This window comes from Streptomyces sp. NPDC049813, from assembly GCF_044465085.1.
Lineage (GTDB): Bacteria > Actinomycetota > Actinomycetes > Streptomycetales > Streptomycetaceae > Streptomyces.
The window spans coordinates 1-1,224 of the sequence record NZ_JBITLI010000035.1 but is presented as its reverse complement, the minus strand read 5'-3'; the positions used below and the strand labels follow the sequence as shown (position 1 = coordinate 1,224).

Genomic DNA, 1,224 nt, shown 5'->3' with positions numbered 1-1,224 from the left:
GTCGCTGGTGCGTCGGGACCAGCGGGCGAAGGGTGCGTTATATCTGCGGGGGCTGTTGCTGGACGGCCGCAGGAAGTCGATGCAGCCGATGGCTGAACGGCTCGGTGTCGATCACCAGCAGTTGCAGCAGTTCATGACGACCTCGACGTGGCAGGTCAGGGACGTGCGGGCCCGGCTGGCGTGGCGGGCGGTGGCGGTCGTGCGGCCGCAGGTGTGGGTGGTGGACGACACCGGCTTCCCCAAGGACGGCCGTTCCTCGCCCGGGGTGGCCCGGCAGTATTCGGGCACCCTGGGCAAGGTCGGCAACTGCCAGATCGGCGTCAGTGTCCACGCCGCCTCCGAGGAGGCATCGTGCCCGTTGTCCTGGCGCCTGTTCCTGCCCGCCGCCTGGGACGGTCCCGACGCCCAGGCCCGCAGGCGGGCCTGCCGGATCCCCGACGACGAGTGCCACCGTCCCAAGTGGCAGCTCGCCCTGGATATGCTCGACGAACTCGCCGGCTGCGGGCTGCGGCCCGCCGTCCTGGTCGCCGATACCGGCTACGGCGCGAACGCCGACTTCCGCCACGGCCTGGACGAACGCGGTCTGGCCTGGGTGCTGCAGGCCAAGGGCGAGATGACCGCCCACGGCCAGGACGCGGTGCCGCACCAGCCCGAATACGGCGGGCTCGGCCCCAGGCCGCTGCCCCGCTATCGCACCCGGCCCGTGTCCTTGCGCGAGCACGTACTGGTCGCGGGTCGCGGCCGCGGTCGGGCCGTGACCTGGCGCAAGGGATCGAAGGCGGCGATGAGCTCGCACTTCGTGTTCCTGCGCGTCCGGCTCGCGGGCCGTCGTCCGAAACCGGCCGCCGACGGCACGATCCCCTTGTCCTGGCTGATCGCCCGGTGGCCCGAGGGCGAGCGCGAACCAGTGCAGTACTGGATCTCGAACCTGCCCGCCGATATCCCCGCCAGGGATCTGGTCCGCCTCGCGAAAGCCCGGTGGCGGATCGAGCACGACTACCGCGAGCTGAAAACAGCCCTGGGCCTGGACCACTTCGAGGGCCGTTCGTTCGCCGGCTGGCACCGGCACGTCACCCTCGTCACCGCCGCCCATCTGTTCCTGACCGAACAGCGGAGACACCCAAAAGTCCCTGCCAGGGCCTGACCCTCTACCAGGCCCTGGACCTCCTCCAACAGCTCATCGCCACCTGGACCGGCACCTGCCCCACCTGCCGACAGACCGTC

The 1,224-nt window shown here is 70.9% G+C and carries 1 protein-coding gene; it reads left to right on the top strand.

The annotated features are described in order from the left end of the window. A partial coding sequence (locus ACIBW6_RS34845) for an IS701 family transposase (RefSeq protein WP_399066952.1) occupies positions 1–1,144 on the top strand: 1,144 nt, incomplete at its 5' end. Positions 1,145–1,224 lie beyond the last annotated feature (80 nt).